General features: G+C 73.1%; 18 protein-coding genes. 2 read left to right on the forward strand and 16 right to left on the reverse strand.

All coding sequences use genetic code 11. From position 1 onward, the window contains the following. Positions 1-90: 90 nt before the first annotated feature. Both EDD28_RS14780 and EDD28_RS14785 read right to left on the reverse strand, forming a co-directional pair. Positions 91-894 (reverse strand): tyrosine-protein phosphatase, encoded by an 804-nt coding sequence (locus tag EDD28_RS14780; RefSeq protein ID WP_148059638.1) that lies wholly within the window; start codon positions 892-894, stop codon positions 91-93. Positions 895-1,040: 146 nt separating this feature from the next. After that, positions 1,041-3,362 (reverse strand): helix-turn-helix transcriptional regulator, encoded by a 2,322-nt coding sequence (locus EDD28_RS14785; protein ID WP_123740519.1) that lies wholly within the window; start codon positions 3,360-3,362, stop codon positions 1,041-1,043. 361 nt (positions 3,363-3,723) lie between these two features. Between EDD28_RS14785 and EDD28_RS14790 the strand changes: the two genes are divergently transcribed. Continuing rightward, positions 3,724-10,368 (forward strand): DUF5979 domain-containing protein, encoded by a 6,645-nt coding sequence (locus EDD28_RS14790; protein ID WP_123740520.1) that lies wholly within the window; start codon positions 3,724-3,726, stop codon positions 10,366-10,368. Between the two features lie 513 nt (positions 10,369-10,881). Next, on the forward strand, positions 10,882-11,535 hold the full coding sequence (locus tag EDD28_RS14795) for a dihydrofolate reductase family protein (RefSeq protein ID WP_123740521.1): 654 nt from the start codon (positions 10,882-10,884) through the stop codon (positions 11,533-11,535). A gap of 57 nt (positions 11,536-11,592) precedes the next feature. Here EDD28_RS14795 and pyrF read toward each other — a convergent pair whose 3' ends face one another. The 14 genes from pyrF to aroC form a co-directional block, all read right to left on the reverse strand. Then, positions 11,593-12,471 (reverse strand): orotidine-5'-phosphate decarboxylase, encoded by an 879-nt coding sequence (gene pyrF, locus EDD28_RS14800; RefSeq protein ID WP_123740522.1) that lies wholly within the window; start codon positions 12,469-12,471, stop codon positions 11,593-11,595. Continuing rightward, positions 12,468-15,818 (reverse strand): carbamoyl-phosphate synthase large subunit, encoded by a 3,351-nt coding sequence (gene carB / locus EDD28_RS14805; protein WP_123740523.1) that lies wholly within the window; start codon positions 15,816-15,818, stop codon positions 12,468-12,470. The genes pyrF and carB overlap by 4 nt, the downstream gene beginning before the upstream one ends. After that, positions 15,818-16,987, reverse strand: a complete 1,170-nt coding sequence (gene carA, locus EDD28_RS14810; protein ID WP_123740524.1) for a glutamine-hydrolyzing carbamoyl-phosphate synthase small subunit — start codon at positions 16,985-16,987, stop codon at positions 15,818-15,820. The genes carB and carA overlap by 1 nt, the downstream gene beginning before the upstream one ends. Beyond that, positions 16,984-17,565 carry a PH-like domain-containing protein gene (locus EDD28_RS14815; RefSeq protein WP_211339239.1) on the reverse strand — a complete coding sequence of 194 codons (582 nt, stop codon included), beginning with the start codon at positions 17,563-17,565 and terminating at the stop codon, positions 16,984-16,986. The genes carA and EDD28_RS14815 overlap by 4 nt, the downstream gene beginning before the upstream one ends. Continuing rightward, positions 17,562-18,905 (reverse strand): dihydroorotase, encoded by a 1,344-nt coding sequence (locus tag EDD28_RS14820; RefSeq protein WP_123740525.1) that lies wholly within the window; start codon positions 18,903-18,905, stop codon positions 17,562-17,564. Before EDD28_RS14820 ends, EDD28_RS14815 begins: the two co-directional genes overlap by 4 nt. Then, the gene (locus tag EDD28_RS14825) at positions 18,902-19,882 is read right to left on the reverse strand and encodes an aspartate carbamoyltransferase catalytic subunit (protein ID WP_123740526.1); all 981 of its coding nucleotides are present in this window, start codon (positions 19,880-19,882) and stop codon (positions 18,902-18,904) included. The genes EDD28_RS14820 and EDD28_RS14825 overlap by 4 nt, the downstream gene beginning before the upstream one ends. Next, entirely contained in the window at positions 19,879-20,478 is a 600-nt protein-coding gene (gene pyrR, locus EDD28_RS14830) for a bifunctional pyr operon transcriptional regulator/uracil phosphoribosyltransferase PyrR (protein WP_123740527.1), read from the reverse strand. The genes EDD28_RS14825 and pyrR overlap by 4 nt, the downstream gene beginning before the upstream one ends. A 75-nt stretch (positions 20,479-20,553) precedes the next feature. Then, positions 20,554-21,180 carry a transcription antitermination factor NusB gene (nusB, locus tag EDD28_RS17995; protein ID WP_342769948.1) on the reverse strand — a complete coding sequence of 209 codons (627 nt, stop codon included), beginning with the start codon at positions 21,178-21,180 and terminating at the stop codon, positions 20,554-20,556. Between the two features lies 1 nt (position 21,181). Further along, positions 21,182-21,739 (reverse strand): elongation factor P, encoded by a 558-nt coding sequence (efp, locus tag EDD28_RS14840; RefSeq protein ID WP_123740528.1) that lies wholly within the window; start codon positions 21,737-21,739, stop codon positions 21,182-21,184. Between the two features lie 61 nt (positions 21,740-21,800). Next, positions 21,801-22,238: a hypothetical protein gene (locus EDD28_RS14845; RefSeq protein WP_123740529.1), complete on the reverse strand. Its 438-nt coding sequence runs from the start codon at positions 22,236-22,238 to the stop codon at positions 21,801-21,803. A gap of 110 nt (positions 22,239-22,348) precedes the next feature. After that, on the reverse strand, positions 22,349-22,933 hold the full coding sequence (locus tag EDD28_RS14850; protein ID WP_123740530.1) for a helix-turn-helix transcriptional regulator: 585 nt from the start codon (positions 22,931-22,933) through the stop codon (positions 22,349-22,351). A gap of 79 nt (positions 22,934-23,012) precedes the next feature. Then, on the reverse strand, positions 23,013-24,092 hold the full coding sequence (aroB, locus tag EDD28_RS14855; RefSeq protein ID WP_123740531.1) for a 3-dehydroquinate synthase: 1,080 nt from the start codon (positions 24,090-24,092) through the stop codon (positions 23,013-23,015). Next, a complete protein-coding gene (locus EDD28_RS14860) occupies positions 24,085-24,642 on the reverse strand; it encodes a shikimate kinase (RefSeq protein WP_170169513.1) in 558 nt (185 codons plus the stop codon). Before EDD28_RS14860 ends, aroB begins: the two co-directional genes overlap by 8 nt. After that, the gene (gene aroC, locus EDD28_RS14865; RefSeq protein ID WP_123740533.1) at positions 24,639-25,826 is read right to left on the reverse strand and encodes a chorismate synthase; all 1,188 of its coding nucleotides are present in this window, start codon (positions 25,824-25,826) and stop codon (positions 24,639-24,641) included. The genes EDD28_RS14860 and aroC overlap by 4 nt, the downstream gene beginning before the upstream one ends. Between the last annotated feature and the right edge of the window lie 74 nt (positions 25,827-25,900).

Below are 25,900 nucleotides of genomic sequence, written 5' to 3' on the forward strand. Positions count from 1 at the left end.
AGTCGGTGGCGGTGCGGCAACGCGATCGGTCCCGGGATCACCCCGGTATGACGCGCCGATCGGGCCGAGTCGCCCGACCGGGCGGGTGGCTCAGGACGGGGCGCCGAGCCGCTCGCGGAGCAGGCCGGCGACGTCGGGGCCGACACCCGCCGCGTCGAGGAAGCCGTGCAGCCCGCCGTACGTCGAGTCCAGGGCGCTGCGCATGGCCTGGAGCGAGACGAGGTGGACGCCGAGCAGCGGCTTGATGACCTCCAGCGCCTCCTGCGGCACCGCCGCCGGCACGATCGTCACCTGGTCGGCGAGGGCGTGGTTGGAGTAGAGGAAGTCGGCGTCGATCGCCTCGACGTCGGCGCCCGCGAGGTGCGCGGACAGCGCGCACAGGACACCGGTGCGGTCCTTTCCGGCGGAGCAGTGGACGAGGGTCGCCCCGTCGGCACGCGCGATCACCTCGAGCGCACGGCCGAGCTGCGCCACCCACGCCGGGGCGGTGACCATCTCGACGTAGACGGACGTGAGCAGGTTCTCCGCGAAGCCCGGCTCCTGGAGCCGCGCGAACAGCTGCGCCATGACGTCGGGATCGATCTCGCCGCTCTCGGGCACGGCGGAGCCGGGGCTGATCGGCAGCTGGTGGAGCGCGACCGGCCGCGTCGTCCCCGGACCGTCGACGGCGTCGGGGCCGTTGGCGGCGACCTCGTGCGGGGAACGCAGGTCGACGACGTCGCTGATGCCGAGCCGGGCCAGCTCCGCCCGGCCGTCGTCCGTGAGGTTCATCAGGGCGGCCGAGCGGACGAGCACCCCCCTCGTGAGACCGGTGAGGCTGCCGGCGTCCCGCGCGTTCCACGTCCCCGGGATCGTGAGGGCGATGTCGGTGGTGGAGGCGTCGGCGCTCGTCATGCGTCCATCCTGGCAGCGATCGGCGCGCGCGTCGGCGACCGACCGGCGGGTGACGCACGACGTGAGCACCGCGCTCGCCGTCCGTGAGTGCCGGCGGGTCCCCGGCTGAGCAGCCCGACGCTCACGATCCGGGTGCGTCGTGAGCGCTACTGCAGCAGCCCGTAGCTCTCGGCGAGCAGGACGGCCTGCGCGCGCGAGCTGACCTCGAGGCGCTGGTAGAGCTTGCGCAGGTGGGACTTGATCGTGTTCTGCGAGATGTGCAGCTCCGCGGCGATCGAGCTCGTGCTCCGGCCGAGGGCGAGCAGCCTCAGCACGCGCTCCTGCTGCTGCGTGAGCGTCGGCAGCCCGCGCTGGATGAGTGGCGGGCTGGCGAGCAGTCGCGTCACCACCTCCCGCGGCAGTGCGGTCGGGAGCCGGTCGAGGTCCAGCCCCTCCAGCCACTCGCGGTACTCACGGGTCTCCGCGCACGCCAGCGCGAGGTACTCGTCGTGCAGGTGCGCCTGCTGGGTCGCCCGCAGGAACAGCTCGGCGGCCGCCGCCCGCGCACCCTGCTGCGCGAAGGCGCTCCCCCGCAGGAGCAGCACGGCCGAGACGTACCGGCGCAGGTGGGTGCCCTGGATCTGGTGCTCCCCCAGCACGCCGTCGTTCGACGTCATCGCGATGGTCCTCCGGTTCTTGCCCGCCGCCAGCTCCAGGCGCAGCGAGATGAGCCCGTGGATGACGTCGTCGGCGCCGTCGGAGCGGCTGTCGCCCCGCGCGGCCAGCCGCGACAGCTCGCGGTGCGCGGCCGTGAACTCCCCCTGCGCGGCGAGGTGGGCCGCGTAGGACAGGTGGCTGAGCCGGTCGAACCGTGGGTTGGACTGGGCCCACTGGCCGTCGCGCTGGATCTCGGTGAACGACAGGAGGGCCGAGCTGCTGTCCTTGCTCACGTAGCTGGTGAGCATGACGACGTAGTGGAAGAACGGCCAGTACGCCGTTCCCTGGCTCGTGCGGTGGGCCGCGGAGACGAGCTCGGCGCGACCGGCGGCGTCGGTCGAGATCCGGGAGCCGAGCAGGAACAGCCGGGCGATGCGGGCCGGCGCCAGCATCGGCCCAGCGGCGAGCCCGTCGGCCCGGGCCCGCGCGAGGGCGAGGATGTCCTCGACGCCCTGGCGCTCGCCGAACAGCAGGAGGATGAGGGCGAGGAAGCCGAGCGCCTCGGCGGACAGGTCGGGACTCGCCTCCCGGGCCGTGTCGGCCTCGAGGGCGCTTCGCAGGTTCGCGAACCCGGTCGCGAGGTCGATGACCAGGACCTCGGTGAGCGCCGCGACGATCCGGGCGTCGGCGAGGAGTCGCACCGGCGTCTCCGGGTCGTCGTGCAGCTCGTGCTCCAGGAGCGCCTCCGCCGCGTTGCGATGACGCAGCGCCGAGCGGAAGTCGCCGGCCGCGAGCGAGACCCGCTGACCGGCCAGCTCGACCTCGAGCAGCTCCCGCGGAGTGAGGCTCGCGTCGTCGGGCGATCCGAGAGCGACGTAGGCGGCGCGGAACTGCTCGTCGATGCTCATCGGTTGGATCGGCAGCCGGCGCAGCCGGTCGACGGCCGCCCGGACCTCCGCGAGGACGACCCGCGGGTCGCGGTCGCCCACGGTGGAGCGCCGCGGCTCGGCACCGCGCGAGCGCAGCAGCGACAGCGGCAGCGCGAGGCGCGGGGAGAAGGCGTCGTGGGAGGCGATCCGGTGGACGGCGCGGTCGAGCCGCAGCACACGGTCCAGCGTGAGCGTCAGCTCGTCGACGATGCCCGGGACGAGCGCCTCGACGAGCTCGTGCCGCAGCGGGTCCTCCGACGGCGACTGGTCCGGCGGGAGGGAGAGCAGCGTCTCGACGAGACGGTGCCGGACCCCCGCCTGGACCTCCTGGAGCTGACGGTTGAGCGCGATGGTGCCCGCGGCGCGCAGTGCGCGCGGCGTCGGGTGGTCGCGGACGATCGGGAGCAGCCGGTCGAGGTCGGCCGGGGTGCCGACGAGGGCCGCGTACCCGGGCGCGACCGAGGCGAGGTGTCCGCGCAGCTCCTCCCGCACGTGCTCCGCGCGCGCCGTCAGCCGTTCCCGCGCCGTGAGGAAGGGGGCGAGCAGGACGACGTCGGCCGCGCTCAGCACCGCCCGGGGGCTGGCACCGGACCAGGCGCGCGCGACGGCCTCGGCGCTCAGGAAGGCGGGGTCGAGCCGGTCCGGCGGGACGAGGCCGATCCGGACCGTCGGGGCCGTGGCGGCGAGCGCCGGGCCGACGGCCGCGTCGGTGAGGAGCGAGTAGTCGGCGACGACGAGCAGCGGCACGCTCCCAAGCACGGCGGAGAGCGACCCCGGCGCGACCCCGCGGCCGCGCAGCGGTGCGCCGTTCTCCCCCGCGAGCGTCAGCTCGCTGCGACCGCCGGAGCGGCCGAGCGCGACGAAGCCGTTCCCCGCCTGAATCCCTGTCCAGGCTCTCAGCACTGATGTCCCCCCAATGACTCGGTCAGGTGACCGCGGTCCGATCAGCCCGGTGGCAGCCAGGCCTCGTACCTCCCCCGAGGGTGATTAAAGCGTGAACGAGATGCCAACGGCAGGTGAGTGTGACCCCAGGCAAGGAGTCACCCCCAAATCACCCCCTATGGCACCCGTTCTCCACCCCTTGAAGCAGAGCCTCCCACCCCAAGAGCACCCTCGCGCGGCGAGCGCCGGGAGTCGGGGGTTCACCAGAGTGGGGGCAGCCCCCTTCAGGGTGGCGAGCGCGGTGCACGGTCGAGGGGGCGCATCCGCAGGCTCGTCCCTGTCGAAAGGACCTCTGTTGAGAATGCGGACACTGCGCAGAGCCGTGCCCGTCCTGGGGGTGGCGGCGCTGCTGGGCGCCATGCTGTCCCCGGCGGGAGTCGCGGACGCGGCCCCGGGCGACTTCGCCTGGGGAACCGTGACCGTCGACGCGAACAAGAACGGCGTGCTCGACGCGAGCGGCCCGGCCGGGGAGGTCGACCGGGGCCTCCAGGGCGCGACGGTCGAGATCCTCGACGCCACGGGCGAGCCCGTGGCCGACACGACCACCGCGGCCGACGGGACGTGGTCCGTCGCGGCGGAGCCCGCCGGCACCGGTCCCTTCACCGTCCGGGTGACGACGGTGGACGCCAACGGGAACGTCTACAAGCAGACGAGCCCCGCGCCCGTCGCCGTCCCCGCCGACGGCCGGATCGACACGCTCGTCTACCCGGTGTGGAAGCTCGACGCGAAGCTTGCCGACGACCCGAACGGTGTCGGCGGCCGGTCCATCATCACGGGCGCCGGGCCGTGGGACGCGAACGACACCGAGCCGGGCTTCGACAGCGGCTCGACGAACACCGTCGTCCGCTCGGCCGACATCGTGGCGTTCAACTGGACGCTCACCGTCGAGAACGAGGACGGCTCCCTCGGCCACTCGTTCGAGGACGCGATCTTCGAGCAGACCATCGTGCTGAACGACGGCGCGCTGGCCAACTTCGCGTCGATCCCCGCGGTGTGCCGGACCGGCAGCCAGATCGTCGCGCACCCCTCCGGCACGGTGATCGCCGCCAAGGCCGACCCGCCCGCGGGCACGACGAGCATCACGCTGTCCTGCCTCCTCGGTGAGATGGGCAACGCTCCCGCGCCGACCGCCTACATCCTCGGCACCCAGGTGCAGCCGTCGGCGAAGTCGCCCAACGGCTCGAGCTTCGAGACCGAGTCGCGCTTCTACGCCGTCGACGCGAACGGCGCCGCGACCGCGCAGCCGACCGACGGTCCCGAGGTCCCGCCGATCGACATCACCTCCGCCCCGCGCTACGACGTCGAGAAGATCAACGGCGACGCCTCGGGCAACTACGCGGGCACCCGCAACGGCGAGCCCGGCACGTACAGCTACTACACGGTCCAGATCTCGACCGACCGCAAGGTCGGCGTCGAGGCGTTCCAGCAGCCCATCACCATGGAGGAGAGCTTCTGGGCGCTGATCCCGCCACCCGAGGGCACCAACCTCCAGATGGACGACCTGCGCTGGTACCTCACGGACTGCCGCCCCACCCCGGCCCCGAACTCGGGCCAGACCACGACCGGGCTCGTCTACGGCAAGGTCGGAACCGGCGCATCGGTGGCGACCACCGCGAACGCCGTCCGCGACTCGGGCACCTGCACCATCGGTGGCCGCACCGGGGGCGATGACACCGGCAGCTACCAGCTCTCGATGAGCGGGATCGACACCTCGGGGTCGACCTACCCGACCCAGACGGTCGCCGGGGCCTCGCTCGCGGCCGGTCCGTACTACGTCGCCTCGTACCGGACCCAGATCTTCGTCCCGTACAGCGAGCTCGACCGCACCGACGGCGTCATGGACGGGAACGGGAGCCTCTCGCTCTACAACCGGGTCGGCGACTTCGACCCCACCGGGATCTCCGGGGCGAGCAACTTCGGCTCCGGCGTCGAGCCCGGTTACTGCGACCCCGGCCCCAATACCGACCAGGCGGCGAACTGCGACGCCATGGAGGACGACCGGCGCAGCAACAACGTCGTCGGTCCGCACACCAAGCGGATCAGCCCCGGAAGCTGGTCGAAGTACTTCTTCGACCTGACGACGGGCTGGCGCGGTGGCTACACCGTCATCCCCGCGTCGACCACGAGCCATGACGGCGCGGGCCAGGTCCAGCCCGGTCAGACGTTCACGAGCTTCCAGAGCCTCAACAACACCGGGACGCAGCCGATGTCTGAGGTCGGGATGTGCGACGTGTTCGACGCCACGATGCTCAAGCTCGTCCCGCTCAACCAGGATGCGACGGCGGCGGGCCAGTCGGCGCACGCGTTCCCGGACGGCATGTACTCCGCGATCATCAACCGGACCACCTCCAGCGTCGTCGACCCCACCGCGACGCTGCAGGCGGACCAGGCCAACTGGGTGACCGAGTACGGCACGGTCGACACCTCCGGCGACGACCCCGACCTCGGGACGTTCGACACCGCCAACGACCGCTGGACCGGCGACTGGACGAGGCAGAAGGCCGCGACCAACCGGCAGTGCGGTGACGCCGCCATGACGTGGTACGCCTCCCCGGAGGACGTTCCCGGTGGCGTCGACGCCGTGAACGCGGTCCGCGTGCGCGCCGTGGCCGGACGCGAGATCACGTCCGGCTACGGGGTCTACTGGCTCCTCGCCATGGAGCAGCGCGACACCTACAACGGCGGTCCGCACGCCGGCGAGGCGATCAGGTCGGGGACGGTCGCGGCGAACTTCGGCTCGGTCCGGACCTCGAACTGGCTCTCGACCTGGCGCAACGCGGACTACATCCCGGGCGCCGGCACCACCGACGGCGGGACGCACATCGGCGAGAGCTCGATCAGCTCGGGCGACCGCTGGACCGTCACGCGGGCCGTGATGCGGCTGCAGAAGCGCACGGTCGCCGGAGAGGTCGGGGGCGAGCCCGCCTCGGGTGTGTCCGACTACGGTGTCACCGGCGCCGCGCTGGCCGGCAAGCCGGTCATCTGGGAAATCACGCCGACGCTGACGGCGAGCTCCGACAGCCCAGCACCCGTCCAGAACGTCGTCGTCACGGACACGCTGCCCGCCTACGTCGTCTACGACGAGGCGGGGACGCAGGCGCTCGCGACGGCCGGCGGCTTCCCCGTCCCCTCCTCCGCCACGGTGAACGGCGACGGCACGACGACGCTCGCCTGGAACCTGGGGGCGCGCACGCCGAACCAGGACCTGCCCGTGCTCAGGATCGCCACGCACACGGACGCCATGGCGCCGCCGAACACGACGGCGATCAACTGGGCGGAGATCACCGCCGACGGCGTCGTGTCCGTCCGGGCGCACCGGGACGACCACGTCATCCGCATCGAGCAGTCGGGTCAGGTCCAGCTCAAGAAGTCGGTGGACCGGACCCTCGACCTGCAGGACGACGACCAGCTCTACACGCTCGAGGTGAAGAACTTCAGCGAGACGCTGGCGATCCAGCCCCCGACGGTCTACGACGTGCTGCCGTACAACGGTGACGCGACGAACGCCGCCAACGTCCAGCGCAACCCCGAGTCGACGTACGCGGGCACCAACCTCCTCCGGGAGGCCCCGACGGCGTTCGACTTCGACGGCACGACGGAGCGTGCGGGCACGTTCTACTACACGACGGTTCCGGGCGCCGACGTGCCGCAGCGCCAGCAGGACGACACCGACCCGTCGATCTGGTCGACCACGTTCACGCCGGACGCGACGGGCTTCAAGTTCGTCTCGGACAGCGCCCTGGCGACGACCGCCGACGCCTCCCGGTCCGGCATCAGGATCACCTTCCGGACCGACCAGGCCGACAACGACCCGGGCGACATCTACACCAACCGGTTCACCGCGACCAGCCCGACCCTCAACCAGGGGAACCAGCTGCTCACCTCGAACACGGTCTCGGTGCGCGTCGTCGGCTTCTCGGTCGGCGACCTCGTCTGGATCGACGTCAACGCCAACGGCAGGTACGACGTCGGCGTCGACCGTCCGGCGCCCGAGGGCGTCGAGGTCCGCGTGCTGTGCAACTGCGGCGACGAGGACGGGCCGACGATCCTTGCGACCACCCACACGGACGCGGATGGCCGGTGGGTCGTGAACGACCTCGCGGCCGGCAACTACAACATCGCGATCCCGAGCGCCGAGTTCCGACCCGGCGGGCTGCTGGAGGGCTACCTCCCGGCTCCCGGCGCGGTCGAGGCGGGGAACGAGGCGAACGGTCTGCCGGACGTCAACGAGGACGTGGACCACCACGCCGCGGCGTACCCGGCCGACGCGCCCGACGCCTACCGGGACGGCGTCTACGTCCTCGGCGGCGTCACGCTGTCGGCCGACACCGACGCGGACCCGATCCAGGGCCTGGAGCCGCTGAACGACAACGTCGCCGGCCTGGTCCTCCCGCCGCTCACCACGGACGACTTCACCAACCTCACGCTCGACATGGCCCTCGTGCCGCCGGGCGAGTTCACGGTGGCGAAGGCGCTCGCCGGTGACGGGGCCGATGACTACGGCACGGGCCCGTTCTCGATCGTCGTGACCTGCACGAGGAACGGCGCCGACGTCGCGGGCTACCCGAGGACGGTGACGTTCACCGGCGCCGGCTCGGAGACGCTCAGGGCTCCCCACGGCTCCGTCTGCACCGCGGTCGAGTCCGTCGACGGTGGCGCGACGTCCCACGTGGTCGCACCGGAGAACGGCCTCGTCATCACGGGCGAGAGCGCCGAGCAGAACGGGTCGCTCACCGCGACCAACACGTTCGACCTCGGCTCGCTCCGGGTGCGCAAGACGACCTCCGGCGTCGGCGCGGCCCTCGCGGAGAGCCGCACGTTCGACTTCTCGGTCGCCTGCTCGTTCAACGGGACGGCCAACGCCTTCACCGGTACCACGTCGGTCACCGTGAACGGGGCGGGCGAGGCCGTGTCGGAGCCCGTCACGGGCATCCCGGTCGGCGCGTCCTGCGTCGTCACGGAGACGAGCAGCGGTGGCGCCGACACGACGCCCGCGCCGTCGTCGCCGGTGATCATCGACGGCGACGCCGGGACCGTCCAGGAGGTGGCGTTCGAGAACGTCTTCTCGGCGGGCACGGTGTCCGTCGTGAAGCGGATCGACGGTGCGCTCGCCGACGACGCCTTCCTTGCCGGTCTCTCCTACCGGGTCCAGCTCACCTGCGCCACGAGTGCCGACGCGGAGCCGCTGTACCAGGAGGCACTCACGCTGACGCCGGGCACCCCGGTCAGGGCCGTGCGCGGCGGCGTGGACGTCCTCCTCCCCCTCGGCACGCACTGCTGGGCGACGGAGACGGGGACGCAGGGCGCGTCGGCGGTCACGATCACGCAGAGCACGTTCGCGACCGGCGCCGTCGTCGCGGCGGGCAACACCGCGACGCCGCAGGCGCTGGCGATCGAGGTGAGCAACGAGTTCGAGCCCGCCGAGATCACGGTCTCCAAGGCCGTCGTCGGTCCGCCGTCGACCGCCGACTACGTCTTCAACGCCACGTGCACCTACCCGGTGACGGATGCCGAGGGCAACGTCACGGACACGCCGTACCCGCTCGCCGAGGAGGACGCGACCTTCACGCTCGCGAACGGCGGATCGAAGACGTTCACGGTCCCGAAGGGCGCCACCTGCGCCGTCACGGAGGATCTCTCGGGTCTCGACGACACCGAGAGGGCGAACCTGACGGTGACCTACCAGGACACGGACCGGGCGACGGAGGACGACCCGGACGCCGACGCGACCGACGGCGTCGTGACGGACGTCGAGGGTGGCGACAACGGGGTGGCCGTGACCAACACGTTCGCCGCCGGCACCTTCGACATCGTCAAGACGGTCACCGGGTCGGGCGCCGGCCTGGGCGAGGGTGCGTACACGTTCGACGTCGTCTGCACCGCCTACGGCCAGGAGGAGCCGTGGTACACCACCACGGTCACCCTCACGGGCGACGGGGCGGGCGAGATCCGCTCCGACGTGATCGACGGGCTGGAGAACGAGGGCACGGGGCTCCCGGTGGGCGCCGCCTGCGTCATCACCGAGGTCGCCGACGGCGGTGCCGACGCGACGCCGGCTCCGGTCCTGGTCACGATCGACGACGACCCGCAGACGGTCCAGCACGCGCTCTTCACGAACGCGTTCTCGGCCGGAACGGTCGAGATCGTGAAGACGCTCGACGGCACGGCCAAGGACTCGGGGCTCCTCAACGGTCTCACCTACCCGACCCTCCTGACCTGTGCCGTCGAACGCGGCGAGGAGACGCTGGAGCTGTACTCCGGCATCCACGACCTCGTGCCCGGCGTGGTCCAGACCGCGCAGGTCGAGGTCGAGGGCGTGCTCCAGGACGTGCTCCTCCCGATCGGCACGCACTGCTGGGCCGAGGAGCTCGTCTCCCAGGGCGCCAGCACCGTGACGATCGCGAACGGCTCGTACGAGACCGGCGCCGTGGTCGAGACCGGCAACGTCGAGGCGCCGCAGCGGCTGTCGCTCGAGGTGGTCAACACCTTCGAGCTGGCCGAGCTGACCGTCGCCAAGAAGGTCGTCGGCCCGGACCCGGGAGGCCCGTACTCGTTCGAGCTGGCCTGCACGTTCGACGTCACGACGCCGGGCGGCACGACGGCGACGGCCGTCCCGCTCGACGCCGAGGACGCGTCCTTCGCCCTCGAGGCCGGCCAGTCGCGCACCGTCGCGGTGCCGGCGGGCGCGACCTGCCAGGTGAAGGAGACCAACGTCCCGGCGACGGCGACGGTCGGCATCCTCGACAGTGACGGCACGACCGCCGGGGGCAGGACGGACGGCGTGGTCGCGACGATCACCGGCGCCGACAACCGGGTCGACGTGACGAACACCTTCCCGGTGCCGACCGGGACCACCCCGGAGACGGGCGTGAGCGGCGGCCTCGTCGGCGCCGGTGTCGTCGGGACGCTACTGGTGGCGGGAGGCCTCGTGCTCCTCGCCCTCCGGCGTCGTCGACAGGCCGCCTAGCGGCACGTCGTCCCGGTCGGTGGAGCCACGCTCCGCCGACCGGGACGAGGCCGGCCGGGGCTCCCTGGCTGGCCCCAGGACGCGGTACCGCGGTCGTGGAGCTGCCCTCACAGCTCCCGGCGAGGCTGCCCCCATCGGCCCCGCCAGGACCCGGTTCCGTACCGGAACGGAGCGATGTCCCCTCACGCCACCGACCGGCCCCCACCCTCTCACCGACCCGATGCCCCGACGGGTCGACGGTCAGGGGACTACCGAGCTGAGCGCCGACCCGACGGTCGAGCCGGGTCGGTGAGAGGGCGAAGGGCCGGGCACCGGAGATCTCCGGTGCCCGGCCCGTTCGTCGTCCTCGGCCGTGGGCCAGCCCGGGTCTGCCACCCGCGCGCGAGGAACCGAGGGGAATATGCTCGCCGCATGGCACGGGCAGCGACGACATCGGACGCGTGCGGCAGGGTCGTCGAGCCGCGCGCCGGCCGATCCTGACCTCGCCCGCGGACCGATGAGCCAGGAGGCACCATGTCACTCGTCCGGGTCCACAACTTCTCGGTCTCGCTCGACGGCTTCGGCACGGGCGAGGGCCAGCGGCTCGACGCACCGTTCGGCCATGCCGGGCACCGGCTGCTCGAGTGGGCAATCCCGACGCGCACGTTCACCGAGATGGGCTTCCACGGTGACCAGGTCGGCACCGTCGGCGTCGACGAGGCCTTCGCGAGCCGGTGGAACACCGGTGTCGGGGTCGAGATCATGGGGCGCAACAAGTTCGCGCCGAAGGCGGGGCCGTGGCCCGACGAGGAGTGGCGTGGCTGGTGGGGAGACGACCCGCCCTTCCACACCCCGGTCGTCGTGCTCACGCACCACCCGCGTCCGCCGCTGGAGGTAGCGGGCGGGACCACGTTCTACTTCGTCGACGCCGAGCCCGCCGAGGCGTTGGCCCGGGCCCGGGAGCTCGCGGGTGGCCTTGACGTCCGCATCGGCGGTGGCACCACCACCATCCGTGAGTTCCTGCGGGCCGATCTGGTCGACGAGATGCACATCGCCGTCGTGCCGATCGTCCTCGGCCGAGGGGAACGGCTCTGGGACGGGCTCGAGGGTCTCGAGGAGCGGTTCACCGTCGAGGCCGTCGCCTCGCCGAGCGGGGTCGTCCACCTGACGTTCGCACGCCGAGGCTGACGGTGGCTGGGACGGTCGACCGTCCCGGCCACCGGCACCCGTCGCTAGGGGCCGCCGTCAGGCCAGCGAGGCGGCCGCTCGCGCGGCGGCGGAGCGCAGGTCGTCGGCCGACGGGCCGGCCCCGAGCACCTCGCGCGAGGACGAGGCGAGCACCTGCTGCCAGGCCTCCCCCACCACGGCGCGGACCGACTGGGCCGACCCGCCCTGCGCGCCGACGCCGGGCATGAGCAGGGGGCCGCGAACCCCGACCAGGTCGACGCCGGCCGCGCGCGCCGCCTCGCCGATGGTCGCGCCGACGACGAGGCCGACGCTGCCGAGCGACCGGGACGCACCCGGGTCGCCGCCAGCGGCCAGCTCCTCCGCGTTGAGCGCGGCGGCCGCGCGCGCGATCGTCGCGGCGACGCTGCGGCCCTCGTCGGTGTCGGAGCGCGCGAGCTGCACCGATGCGCCCTCGGGGTTCGACGTCAGGCACAGGACGAACACGCCCCGGCCCACGGCCAGCGCCGTGTCGATCGCCGGGGCGAGCGAGCCGAAGCCGAGGTACGGCGAGAGGGTCACGGCATCGCCTGCCAGCGGCGAGCCCTCGCGCAGGAAGGCGTCGGCGTACCCCTGCATCGTCGAGCCGATGTCGCCGCGCTTCGCGTCGACGATCGTGAGGACGCCGGCGGAGCGGGCGGCGGCGATGGTCTCCTCCAGGACGGCGATGCCGGCCGAGCCGTGTCGCTCGTAGAAGGCCGCCTGCGGCTTGAGGGCCGCGACGGACCCCGCCAGCGCCTCCACCACGCGCAGCGAGAACTCGCGCAGGCCGGTGGCGTCGTCGGACAGCCCCCAGGAGGTCAGCAGCCCCGGGTGCGGGTCGATGCCGACGCACAGCCGGCCGGTGGCGTCGATCGCCCCGGCCAGCCGCTCGCCGAACGGCCGCGCGCCGGCGCTCACGCCGACGCCCCGACGCTCGTCGCCGCCTCGTCGAGCGCCGCCTGCCGTGCCGCGTCGTACTCCTGGAGGGAGGCGACGGTGAACGGGCCGCGGCGCAGCGCCTCGATCGCGAGGACCGCGACGCCGAACTGCTGCGTCGTGGTGATGATCGGCTTGTCCGCCGCCGTCGTGGCCGTCCGGATGTCGTAGCCGTCGGCGCGCGCGCCCTGACCGTTCGGCGTGTTGACCACCATGTCGATCTCTCCCCCGGTGATGAGGTCGAGGATCGTCGGCTCGTCGTTCGGACCGCGGCCGTCGGACGCCTTGCGCACGACGCGCGCCTCGATCCCGTAGCGGCGCAGCACGTCGGCGGTTCCGGCGGTCGCGATGACGTCGAACCCGAGCTCGACGAGCCGGGCGACCGGGAAGACGATCGACCGCTTGTCGCGGTCGGCGACCGAGACGAAGACCGTCCCCGACATCGGCAGCCCGCCGTACGCCGCGGCCTGCGACTTGGCGAACGCCAGCGGCACGTCGGTGTCCATGCCCATGACCTCGCCGGTCGAGCGCATCTCCGGCCCGAGCACCGTGTCGACCACGGTGCCGTTCGCCGTCCGGAACCGCTTGAACGGCAGCACGGCCTCCTTGATCGCCACGGGCGAGTCGGCCGGGAGCTGCGAGCCGTCGCGCTCGGGCAGCACACCGCGCTCGCGCAGGGACGCGATGCTCTCCCCCGCCATGACGTGCGCGGCCGCCTTCGCCAGCGGGACGCCGGTCGCCTTGGCGACGAACGGGACGGTCCGCGACGCGCGCGGGTTCGCCTCGAGCACGTAGAGCGTGTCCGACGACAGCGCGTACTGGACGTTGAGCAGCCCCCGCACGCCGACGCCGCGGGCGATCGCCTCGGTCGAGGCCTTGATCCGCTCGATCTCCTTGCGCGAGATGGTCACCGACGGCAGGACGCACGCCGAGTCGCCGGAGTGGATCCCGGCCTCCTCGATGTGCTCCATGATCCCGCCGAGGTACATCTCCTCGCCGTCGAACAGCGCGTCGACGTCGATCTCGATCGCCTCGTCGAGGAACCGGTCGATGAGGACCGGGGCCTCGAACACCGCGCCGTCGCCGTCCGACCCCGCCAGCATCGGTGTGGCCCGGCGCACGTAGTCGGTGAGCTGCTCGGCGTCGTACACGATCTCCATGCCGCGCCCGCCGAGCACGTAGGACGGCCGCACGAGCACGGGGAACCCGACGCCGTCGGCCACCTCGAGCGCCTGCGCCAGTGTCGTCGCCGTCCCGAAGGCCGGCGCCGGCAGACCGGCGGAGACGAGGACGCCGCCGAACACGCCGCGGTCCTCGGCCGCGTCGATCGCCTCGGGCTGCGTGCCCCAGATCGGCACGCCGGCGCGGGCCAGGTCCTCGGCCAGCGAGAGCGGCGTCTGGCCGCCGAGCTGGACGATGACGCCGGCGACCGGGCCGACGGCGCACTCCGCGTCGTACACCTCGAGGACGTCCTCGAGCGTGAGCGGCTCGAAGTAGAGGCGGTCGGCCGTGTCGTAGTCGGTCGAGACCGTCTCGGGGTTGCAGTTGACCATGACGGTCTCGTACTCGTCCTTGAGGGTGAGCGCCGCGTGGACGCACGAGTAGTCGAACTCGATGCCCTGGCCGATCCGGTTCGGCCCCGAGCCGAGGATGAGCACGGCCGGGCGGGTGCGCGGGCGCACCTCGGTCTCGGCGTCGTAGGAGGAGTAGTGGTACGGCGTGCGCGCCTCGAACTCGGCCGCGCAGGTGTCGACCGTCTTGTAGACGGGACGCAGGCCGTAGGCGTGCCGGATCTCCCGCACGGTCTGCTCCGACAGCCCCCGGATCTGCGCGATCTGCCGGTCGGAGAACCCGTGCCGCTTGGCGAGCGCCAGCACCTCGGGGTCGAGCGCGTCGGCGGCCTGGAGCTGCTCGGCGATCTCCTGGAGCAGCACGATCTGGTCGAGGAACCAGGGGTCGATCTTGGTCGCGTCGAACAGCTCCTCGACGGTCGCGCCGCCGCGGATCGCCTGCTGCACCTGGAGCAGCCGCTCCTCGGTCGGGACGCGCGCCGCCTCGACCAGCGCGAGGGCCTCCTCGCGCGTCGGACGCGGGGAGTCCCAGTGGAACGCCACGCCCTTCTTGTCGATCGAGCGCAGCGCCTTCTGCAGCGCCTCGGTGTAGTTGCGCCCGAGCGCCATCGCCTCACCGACGGACTTCATCGTGGTGGTGAGCGTCGGGTCGGCGGCCGGGAACTTCTCGAACGCGAACCGCGGCACCTTGACCACGACGTAGTCGATCGCCGGCTCGAAGCTGGCCGGCGTCGAGCCCGTGATGTCGTTGGGGATCTCGGCGAGCGTGTAGCCGACAGCCAGGCGCGCCGCGATCTTCGCGATCGGGAAGCCCGTCGCCTTGGAGGCGAGGGCGGAGGAGCGCGAGACGCGCGGGTTCATCTCGATGACGATGACGCGGCCCGTCTCCGGGTGCACAGCGAACTGGATGTTGCAGCCCCCCGTGTCGACGCCGACCTCGCGGATGACCGCGATCGCGATGTCCCGCAGGTTCTGGTACTCGCGGTCGGTCAGCGTGAGCGCCGGCGCCACCGTGATCGAGTCGCCCGTGTGGACGCCGACCGGGTCGACGTTCTCGATCGAGCAGACGACGACGCAGTTGTCGCTCCGGTCCCGCATGAGCTCGAGCTCGTACTCCTTCCAGCCGAGGATCGACTCCTCCAGGAGCACCTCGGTGGTCGGCGAGTACTGCAGGCCGGCGCCGGCGATCGAGCGCAGGTCGGCCTCGTCGAACGCGATGCCCGACCCGAGACCGCCCATGGTGAACGAGGGCCGCACGACGAGCGGGTAGCCGAGCTGGTCGGCCGCCGCCAGGCACTCGTCCATCGTGTGCGCGATGACGGAGCTGGCCACCTCGGCGCCGCACCGCTCGACGACGGCCTTGAAGAGCTGGCGGTCCTCGCCCTGCTTGATGGCGTCGACCTTGGCGCCGATGAGCTCGACGCCGTACTCGTCCAGGACCCCCGACTCGTGCAGCGCGACGGCCGTGTTGAGGGCCGTCTGGCCGCCGAGCGTCGGCAGCAGCGCGTCGGGACGCTCCTTGGCGATGATGCTCGTGACGACCTCGGGCGTGATCGGCTCGACGTAGGTCGCGTCGGCGAACTCCGGGTCCGTCATGATCGTGGCCGGGTTGGAGTTGACGAGGATGACCCGCAGGCCCTCCTCGCGCAGGACGCGGCACGCCTGGGTGCCGGAGTAGTCGAACTCGGCGGCCTGACCGATGACGATCGGGCCGGAGCCGATGACCAGGACGGAGCGAAGGTCCTCGCGGCGAGGCATCAGGCGTTCTCCTTACGGACCTTGATCAGGTCGACGAGCCGGTCGAAGAGGTAGCCGGCGTCGTGCGGGCCGGCCGCCGCCTCCGGGTGGTACTGGACGGAGAAGGCCGGGATGTCGAGGCAGCGCAGCCCCTCGACCACCCGGTCGTTGAGACCGACGTGCGACACGACGACGCGGCCGTAGCGGCCCCCGCCGAACGGTGCGAGGGCCTCGGGGCCGACGGGCACGTCGACGGCGAACCCGTGGTTGTGGGCGGTGATCTCCACGCGCCCGGTCGCCACGTCCATGACGGGCTGGTTGATCCCGCGGTGGCCGAACGTCAGCTTGTAGGTGTCGAACCCGAGCGCGCGGCCGAGGATCTGGTTGCCGAAGCAGATGCCGAAGTACGGGATCCGGGCGTCGAGGACGCCGCGCAGCAGCTCGACCTCCTGGTCGGCCGCGGCCGGGTCGCCGGGGCCGTTGGAGAAGAACACGGCGTCGGGCGAGTAGGCGAGGATCTCCTCGAGCGTGAGGCCCATCGGGACGACGACGACGCGCAGCCCGCGCTCGGCCATCCGGATCGGCGTCATGTCCTTGATCCCGAGGTCGACGGCGACGACGGTGCCGATCTGCTCGGTCCCCTCGGGCGGCTCGACGACGTAGGCCTCCGGCGTCGTGACCTCGCGGGCGAGGTCCGACCCGGCCATGACGGGCGCCGACCGCACGCGCTCGACGAGTGCGCCGACGAGGTGCTCCCCGACCAGCGGAGGCAGCGCCTCGCCCGAGAAGATGCCGGCGCGCATCGCCCCGGCGTCGCGCAGGTGGCGGGTGAGGGCGCGGGTGTCGATCCCGGCGAGGCCGACGATCGACTGCGCGGCGAGCTCCTCGTCCAGCGTCGTCGTCGAGCGCCAGCTCGACGCCCGGCGGGCGGGCTCGCGCACGACGAAGCCGGCGACCCAGATCCGGGTCGACTCCTCGTCGTCGAGGTTCATGCCCGTGTTCCCGATGTGCGGGGCGGTCATGACGACGATCTGGCGGTGGTAGCTGGGGTCGGTCAGCGTCTCCTGGTAGCCGGTCATGCCGGTGGCGAAGACGATCTCCCCGAGGGTCTCGCCGCGCGCGCCCCAGGCGCGGCCCTCGAAGCAGGTGCCGTCCTCGAGGACGAGGTAGGCGACGTCAGGTGTGCTCATGCGGTGGGCTGCCCTTTCTGGGTGGTGCCGGCAGGTGAGTCGAGTGGGGCGGTCGGCGCGTCCGGCGGAGCTGACGGCTCGCCGGGGGCGAGGGTGTTGACGGCGTCGACGAGCCGGTCGAGGTCGCGGGAGTAGCGGGGGCGGACACCCGTGTCGAGCTCGCGGTCGCCGAGCCGCCAGCGCACGACGACGAGGCCGCCGGCGTCGGCCACCTTTCCGGCGATGCCGCGCTCCCGCCGGGCGACGACGAGGTCGCGGGCGGGCACGGCGACGTCGGGGGCGCCGCGCCGGGCGAGCAGCAGACCGCGCTCGTCGACGTAGGCCGTGACGGCCGAGCGGACCCCGAGGCCCGCCGCGGCGATCCGGTCGAGCCAGTCCCCCGCCGTCGTCGTCGAGACGTAGATGCCCTCGACGACGAGCCCTCCGCGGGCGTCCGCGGGGAACGGCTCCCACGGCTCGGTCAGCTCGGCCAGGCCGGCGCCCGTGCGGCGGGCGCGGCGTCGCCAGCCCCACCACATGGCGCCGAGCGCGACCAGGGCGATGAGCACGCAGACCGCGGCGGCGAGCCCCCGGTTCATGCGCCGGCCACCGGGGCGAGCTCGCCGTCGGCGACGGTCGGGCGTCCGCGCAGGAACGTCCAGCGCACGCGCCCCGGCAGCTCGAGCCCCGCGTACGGCGAGTTCCGGCTCCGCGAGTGGTGCTCGGCCGGCGCGACCGTGCGGCGCGCGGCGGGGTCGTAGAGCACGATCGTCGCCGGCTCCCCCGCCTCGAGCGGGCGGCCGTGGTCGGCGAGGCCGCCGATCCGGGCCGGCTCGACCGACAGGACACGCGCGACGTCCGCCCAGGTGAACAGGCCGCTGTCGACCATGACCTGCTGGACGACGCTGAGCGCCGTCTCGAGCCCGGTCATGCCGAACGCTGCGGCCGACCACTCGCAGTCCTTGTCCTGGAGCGCGTGCGGCGCGTGGTCGGTCGCCACGACGTCGATCGTCCCGTCGGCCAGGCCGGCCCGCACGGCGGCGACGTCCTCGGCCGTCCGCAGCGGCGGGTTGACCTTGTACACCGGGTCGTAGGAGCGGGCGAGCTCGTCGGTCAGCAGGAGGTGGTGCGGCGTGGCCTCGGCGGTCACGTCGATCCCGCGCTCCTTCGCCCACCGGACGATCTCGACGCTGCCGGCGGTCGAGAGGTGCTGGACGTGCAGACGTCCGCCGACGTGCTCGGCCAGCAGCACGTCGCGCGCGATGATCGCCTCCTCGGCGACCGCCGGCCAGCCGGCGAGGCCGATCTCCGCCGAGACCGTTCCCTCGTGCATCTGGGAGCCCTCGGTGAGTCGCGGCTCCTGCGCGTGCTGCGCCACGACGCCGTCGAACGCCTTCGTGTACTCCAGCGCGCGGCGCATCAGGACGGGGTCGTGGACGCACTTGCCGTCGTCGGAGAAGACGCGGACGCGCGCGGCCGAGTCGGCCATCGCGCCGAGCTCGGCGAGCCGCTCGCCCCCCAGCCCGACCGTCACGGCGCCGACCGGGATCACGTCGGCGTAGCCGGCGTCGCGGCCGAGCCGCCAGACCTGCTCGACGACGCCGGCCGTGTCCGCGACGGGCGAGGTGTTCGCCATCGCGTGGACGGCCGTGAAGCCGCCGGCGGCCGCTGACCGCGTGCCGGTGAGGATCGTCTCGGCGTCCTCCCGGCCGGGCTCGCGTAGGTGGGTGTGCAGGTCGACGAGACCCGGCAGCGCGATGAGCCCGGTGCCGTCGACGACGACGAGGTCATCCCCGTCGCGGTCCTTCGCCGCCCCGGCGGCGTCCGCGCCGACCGCGGCGATGACGCCGTCGGCGAGCAGGAGGTCGGTCGGCTCGCCGCCGAGCGGCGAGACGCCGGTGACGAGGTAGGCGGTGGTCGGGGTCGTCGGGGCGGTCACGGGAGCTCCTCCTGGCTGGTGCCGGCGTGGCCGGCGAGGACGGTGTAGAGCACGGCCATGCGGACCGAGACGCCGTTGGAGACCTGTTCGACCACGGTTGAGCGCGGGGAGTCGGCGGCCTCGGCCGAGATCTCCAGCCCGCGGTTCATCGGGCCGGGGTGCATGACGATGGCGTGCGGCGAGACGGACTCGAGCCGGGCGAGGCGCCCGGAGTCCAGCCCGTAGCGGCGCGAGTACTCCAGCTCGGACGGGAAGAAGCCGCCGTTCATCCGCTCGCGCTGGACGCGCAGCATCATGACGGCGTCGGGCGCGCCGGCCGCGGCGTCGCCCGCGATGGTGGCGTCGAGGTCGAACGACGTGTCGCACGTCCACTCCTCGACGCCGACCGGCAGGAGCGTCGGCGGGGCGACGAGCGTGACGCGGGCGCCGAGCGTGTGCAGCAGCTCGACGTTCGAGCGCGCGACGCGGGAGTGCAGGACGTCGCCGACGATGACGACGTGCCGACCCGCGAGGTCGCCCTGACCGTCGGAGAGGTGCCGGCGCAGGGTGAAGGCGTCGAGCAGCGCCTGCGTCGGGTGCTGGTGGGTGCCGTCGCCCGCGTTGACGACGGGGGTGTCGATCCAGCCGGCGTGCGCCAGCCGGTGCGGGGCGCCGGAGGCCGAGTGGCGGACGACGACCGCGTCCGCGCCGATCGCCCGCAGCGTCTGCGCCGTGTCCTTGAGGGACTCGCCCTTGGAGACGCTCGACCCCTTCGCGGAGAAGTTGATGACGTCGGCCGAGAGGCGCTTGGCCGCGGCCTCGAACGAGATCCGGGTCCGCGTGGAGTCCTCGAAGAACAGGTTGACGACCGTGAGGCCACGCAGCGCCGGGAGCTTCTTGATCTGCCGGGACTGGGTCTGCGCCATCGCCTCGGCGGTGTCGAGCAGGCTGACGGCCTCGTCGCGCGTGAGGTCGCGGGCGTCGAGAAGGTGCTTCATCGCCGTGCTCCGTCCGGGGTGGGCTGGGCCGAGATGCTGACGTAGTCGTCGCCGTCGGTCTCGACGAGGCGGACCTGGACCCGCTCGCTCGTCGCCGTCGGCAGGTTCTTGCCGACGTAGTCGGCCCGGATCGGGAGCTGACGGTGCCCGCGGTCGACGAGTGCCACGAGCTGGACGGCCGCCGGCCGGCCGACGTCGGTGAGCGCGTCGAGCGCCGCGCGGATCGTCCGGCCGGAGAAGAGCACGTCGTCGACCAGGACGACGGTCCGGCCGTCGATGCCGCTCGCCGGCAGGCGGGTCGGGGTGAGGGCGCGGGTCGGGTTGGCCCGCAGGTCGTCGCGGTAGAGCGTGATGTCGAGCTCGCCGACCGGGACCTGGGTGGCGGGGGTCTCCCCCGCGCGGCCACGGCCCTCCGCGAGCTCGATCCGCTCGGCGAGCCGCTTGGCCAGCGGGGCGCCGCGGCGAGGGATGCCGAGCAGGACGATGTCCTGGGCTCCGTGGTTGCGCTCGACGATCTCGAACGCGATGCGGGTGAGTGCCCGGCCGATCTCCTCGGCGTTCAGCACCACGCGCTCGTCCGGATGGGACGCGGACATGGTTTCCTCCTTCCCCGCCTCACGGGACGGGCTTAAAGGTGGGACGGTCTCGCCAGCTGCGGACCGGGCGTCACACTACTCCTGTGCCGCGCCGGTGGCCTCGTCGTCTCGCGGGTCGGCCGTGCTCGCCGGCTCCGGGTGCTCGGCGGCGTGCGCGTCGTCCTCGGCGGGGTCGGCCGCGTCCCGCAGGGACGGCGCGAGCCGCTGGACCTGACCGAGCAGACCGTTGACGAACGCGGGCGAGTCGTCGGTGGACAGGTCCGCCGCGAGGTCGACGGCCCCCTTGACCGCGTTGGCGTCCGGGACGTCCGGGTTCCACAGGATCTCCCAGACGCCGATCCGCAGGATCGAGCGGTCGACGGCCGGCATGCGGTCGAGCGTCCAGCCGTGGGAGTTGGCCGCGATGATCTCGTCGATCCGGCCGGCGTGCTCGGTGACGCCCTCGACGATGGTCGCGGCGTAGTCGCGCATCGGCTTGAGCCCGTCCTGGCCGGCGATCCGGCGGCCGAGGAGGGTGAGGACGTCGATCCGCTCCCCCGCCCGGGCGCGCTGGTCCGCCTCGAAGAGGAGGTCCAGCGCGCGCTGACGGTCCTTGTGGTGACGCTCGGTGCGACGCTCGACCCGCGGCGTGTCCGACGGCGTGGCGGCGGAGCAGTCGGACCCGTGGTCGTGCGACATGGACGGCGTGGGTTCCAGCGTCATCTCAGACGCGGCTGAGGTAGTCGCCCGAGCGGGTGTCGACCTTGATCTTGTCGCCCTGGTTGAGGAAGAGCGGGACCTGGACCTCGTGGCCGGTCTCGATCGTCGCGGGCTTGGTGCCGGCGTTCGAGCGGTCGCCCTGAAGGCCCGGCTCGGTGTAGGTGATCTCCAGCACGACGGAGGCCGGGAGCTCGAGGTAGAGCGGGTTGCCCTCGTGGAAGGCCATGATGACCTGCTGGTTCTCCAGCAGGAAGCGCACGGCGTCGCCGACGATCTCGGGGCTGACGAAGACCTGGTCGTAGTCGGAGACGTCCATGAAGACGTACTGGTCGCCGTCCTTGTACAGGTACTGCATGTCGCGGCGGTCGACCGTGGCGGTCTCGATCTTGAGGCCGGCGTTGAACGTCTTGTCCACCGTCTTGCCGGAGAGCACGTTCTTGAGCTTGGTGCGGACGAACGCCGGGCCCTTGCCGGGCTTGACGTGCTGGAACTCCACGACGCTCCAGAGCTGACCCTCGATGTTGAGGACCATGCCGTTCTTCAGGTCGTTGGTGGTAGCCACAGAGAAAATCCTTGCCGTTGGTCGGACACGAAACACCCCATTCTAGGGTTGTCGGGCGCCGTCACCCGACGTGGGCCAGCGTCCAGACCGCGACGACGCCGCACACGCCGGCCCACAGGTAGGAGGCCAGCGTCCCGATGATGAACCGCTCGGAGACCGCGGCGCCGATCGCGGGGTCGACCGGGGGCGCCGCGCCCGGTCCGGCCTCCTCGCCGCGGGGCGCCTCGCCGGCGGCGGTCGCGGCGTTGCGCAGCTCGGGGTAGCGACCGAGGCCCTTGATCGCGAGGACGACGCCGACCGCCTCCGGTCGGCCGACGATGAGGGCCCCGGTGATGGCGAACCGCTCGAGGATGCCGATGACGAGGCCGCCGCGCAGGAGGTCGGCCGCCCTGGCGCGCGGCACCTCCTTGGCGGGGGCGAGCCGGAGCACCGCGGGGACGAGCACGATCCCGAGCACGCTCGAGACGAGCAGCGCGAGGATGACGACGACGGCAGCCATGCGGCCATCCTTCCAGCCGCGTCCGACATCGCGCCCGGGCCCCGCCGAGGAGGCGCGTCTCGGCGAGGCGCCCGACCCGTCCGGGCGAGGACTGCCCGGGTGAGGACGACCTACGCGCCGGCCGCGTCGATCCTCGTCAGCAGCCGGGCGAGGGCCCGGCGCGCCGCGACCTCGGTGTCCCAGAGCGCGCGGCGACGGTGGTGGCTCACGTTCTGCGGCGTCATCCCCAGCTCCTCGGCGATCTCGACGCCGCTGCGTCCGGCGGCGAGCAGGTCGAGCACGCGCCACGTGGCGTCGGTGCGCTCCTCGACGGCGGCGGCGAGCAGGTGCAGGAACGGCTCGGCGTCGGGCGTCGCCTCCCCCGCCGCCAGCGCCAGCGCGACCGGGACGGTCCGGCCCTTGGCGCGCTCGACGGCCTCGCGCGCGCGGACGAACGCCTCGCCGTCGCTGGCGGACGCGGACTGCGCGAGCCGCCCGGGGCCGACGCCCAGCCCGATGCTCCAGCCGCCGGCGCGGACGAGCCGCAGCACGGCGTCGACGGCGGCCTCGGCGCTCGCCGGGACGCCCTGCAGCTCGTCGCCGACGGTGCGCTCGAACGGCAGCAGCACCTCGACGTCGGCGAGCAGGTCGAGGGCGGAGGGCACGCGGTCGCTGCCGCGGCGCGACCCCTGCTGGTCGACGGTCAGGACGAACATGGATCAAACGTAACGACTTGATCTACCAAGATCAAGCCTCTGCGCTTGATCCCCGGCGACCGGTCCTCGGGCGAGGCGCCTACGCGCTGACCTCCGCGTAGGCGGCGGCGAGCAGCGTCGGGTCGGGGCCCTCCAGGCGTGCCGGCGAGGCCACGTCCTCCAGGACGACGAACCGCAGGAGGCTCCCCCGCGTCTTCTTGTCGCGCCGCATGGCCTCGAGGAGCCGGGGCCACCGGTCGCCCCGGTAGGTGGTCGGCAGGCCGAGCAGCTCCAGGACGCGGCGGTGCCGGTCGACGACCGCGTCGTCCAGCCGGCCGGCCAGCCGCGCGAGCTCGGCGGCGTAGACCATGCCGACGCTCACGGCGGCTCCGTGCCGCCAGGAGAACCGCTCGACCTGCTCGATGGCGTGCGCGAACGTGTGCCCGTAGTTGAGGATCTCGCGCAGGTCGGCCTCGCGCAGGTCGGCCGAGACCACCCGCGCCTTGACGGCGACGGCCCGCTCGACGAGCTCCCGCAGCACCGGCGACCCGGGGGTCGTCGCCCCCTGCGGATCCGATTCCACGAGGTCGAGGATGACGGGGTCGGCGATGAAGCCGCACTTGACGACCTCGGCCAGCCCGGCGACGAGGTCGAACCGCGGCAGCGTCTCGAGCGTCCGCAGGTCGGCCAGCACGCCGATCGGCGAGTGGAACGAACCGACGAGGTTCTTCCCCTCGGCGGTGTTGATCCCGGTCTTGCCGCCGACGGCCGCGTCGACCATCCCGAGCAGCGTCGTCGGCACCTGGACGACGGCGACGCCGCGCAGCCAGGTCGCGGCCACGAACCCGGCGAGGTCCGTCGTGGCCCCGCCGCCGAGGCCGACGACCGCGTCCGAGCGGGTGAACCCCGCCTGGCCGAGCACGCCCCAGCAGAACGCAGCGACCTGCGCGGTCTTGGCCTCCTCCGCGTCGGGCACCTCGGCGATGTACGCCTCGTACCCGGACGCGATGAGGTCCTCGCGCATGCTCTCGGCCGTCGCGGCCAGCGCCTTGGGCGCCAGCACGAGCACGCGCTGGACGCGCTCCCCGAGCAGCGGCGCGAGCTCGCCGAGCAGTCCCTCGCCGATGACGACGTCGTAGGTGCGCTCGGCGGTCACCGTGATCCTGGTGGTGTCACTCATCGTCGCTCTCCCTCGGTCCCGCGATCACGTCGAGCACCCGCCCGGCGACCTCCTCGACGTCCGCGTCGTCCGTGTCGACGACGACGCGGACCACGCGCGCGTACAGCGCGCGGCGCTCCTCGGCCAGCCTCGACCACTGCGCGCGCGGGTTCCCGAGGAACACCGGGCGCGCGAGCGAGAGACCGAGGCGGGGGGCGGCGTGCGCGAGCGTCACGGTCAGCTCGACGACGCCCGGCGCCTCGAGGGCGGCCGCCGCCTCGCGCACGCGCTCGGCCGCGAGCACGCCCGAGCCGAGGACGAGGACCCGGGGCTCCCCCGCGGCGACGGCGGCGAGCTCGGCGAGCGCGACGGTCGTCTCCGCGTCGTGGAACGCCTCCTCGCCCGCGACGACGAACGCGCCGCTCACGGAGTCGTGGCCGAGGGCGCCGGCGGCCAGCCGCTCGGTGTCGCGCAGCTCGACCCCCAGCCGGTCCGCGAGCACGGCACCGACGCTCGTGCTGCCCGCGCCGGGCACGCCGACGAGGACGATCGAGGACACGGTCCGGGTCACCGCATGGTGTCCGGGACGGCGGCGAGGTACCCCTCGAGGTTGCGGCGGCACTCGGCGACCGAGTCCCCGCCGACCTTCTCGACGAGCGCCTGCGCCAGCACGAGGGCGACCATCGCCTCGGCCACGACCGCCGCGGGCGGCACGGCGCAGACGTCGCTGCGCTGGTGGATGGCCTTGGCGGCGTCTCCGGTCGAGGTGTCGACCGTGTCGAGCGCGCGCGGAACGGTGGAGATCGGCTTCATCGCGGCCCGGACGCGCAGGACCTCGCCGTTCGTCATGCCGCCCTCGACGCCGCCGGCGCGGTTCGTCCGACGGCGCAGCACGCCGTCGTCGCCCCGCTCGATCTCGTCGTGCGCCTGCGAGCCGCGGCGCCGGGCGGTCGTGAAGCCGTCCCCGACCTCGACGCCCTTGATCGCCTGGATGCCCATGAGGGCGCCGGCCAGCCGCGCGTCGAGGCGGCGGTCGGACTGGACGTAGCTGCCGAGCCCCGGCGGGAGCCCGTACGCGAGGACCTCGACGACGCCGCCGAGCGTGTCACCCGCCTTCTTCGCCTCGTCGATCTCGGCCACCATCGCCTCGGACGCCGCGCGGTCGATGCTGCGGACCGGGTCGGCGTCCAGCGCCGCCACGTCCTCGGGCGTCGGCAGGGGTGCGTCGTCCTCCGACCCGGCCGTGCCGATCGAGACGACGTGCGAGACGAGCCGGACGCCGGCCACCTGCTCGAGGAAGTGCGCGGCGACCAGGCCGAGGGCGACGCGGGCCGCGGTCTCGCGGGCGCTGGCGCGCTCGAGGACGGGGCGGGCCTCGTCGAAGCCGTACTTCGTCATGCCGATGAGGTCGGCGTGACCGGGCCGGGGCCGGGTGAGCGGCGCGCCGCGGGCACCGGTGAGCACGCCCGGGTCGACCGGGTCGGGCGACATGACCTGCTCCCACTTGGGCCACTCGGTGTTGCCGATCTCGATGGCGAGCGGGCCGCCCTGGGTCAGCCCGTGCCGCAGACCGCCGAGCACCGAGACCTCGTCCTGCTCGAAGCTCATCCGTGCGCCGCGGCCGTAGCCGAGCCGCCGTCGGGCGAGCGCGTCCTGGATCTCGGCCGTCGTGACCTCGACCCCCGCGGGGAGGCCTTCGAGGACTGCGACGAGGGCGGGGCCGTGCGACTCCCCCGCGGTCAACCACCTGAGCATGGGCTCCATCCTTCCACGGGCCCGGCGGCGCCAGCGCGGTCGGCCAGGGGGCGGACACGGTCGGTCCGCCCTCG

It is taken from the genome of Salana multivorans (assembly GCF_003751805.1).
Classification (GTDB): Bacteria; Actinomycetota; Actinomycetes; order Actinomycetales; family Beutenbergiaceae; genus Salana; species Salana multivorans.